The following is a 369-nucleotide window of genomic DNA, read 5'->3' on the forward strand; positions in this document are numbered from 1 at the left end:
GAGTCCATTTAGGCCCACCATATAACATAAAGTAAAGATGAAGGGGCCTTAGCTCAGCTGGGAGAGCGCCTGCCTTGCACGCAGGAGGTCAGCGGTTCGATCCCGCTAGGCTCCACCAATTTTTTTTTGTTCTTTGAAAACTAAATCATATAGAAGAAAAACCAAGATAAAACCGAGTAATCGCCATCTTAGATTCTCTATTTAATAGAAGAATTTCAGGGTAAAGAGTAACATCTTTAGCCGAAACAAGTTAAGTTAGAAAGGGCGCACGGTGGATGCCTTGGCACTAGGAGCCGATGAAGGACGGTACTAACACCGATATGCTTCGGGGAGCTGTAAGTAAGCTTTGATCCGGAGATTTCCGAATGG

Annotated in this window: 1 tRNA gene and 1 rRNA gene; both read left to right on the forward strand. The window is 44.7% G+C overall.

The features are described from left to right. The first annotated feature begins 42 nt into the window (after positions 1–42). A tRNA-Ala gene (locus M3600_RS28680) sits at positions 43–118 on the forward strand. A 130-nt stretch (positions 119–248) separates the two neighbouring features. Beyond that, positions 249–369: ribosomal RNA gene (locus tag M3600_RS28685) — 23S ribosomal RNA — on the forward strand; the annotation flags it as partial.

The sequence above is a fragment of the Niallia sp. MER 6 genome (assembly GCF_023714395.1).
Lineage (GTDB): Bacteria > Bacillota > Bacilli > Bacillales > Cytobacillaceae > Niallia.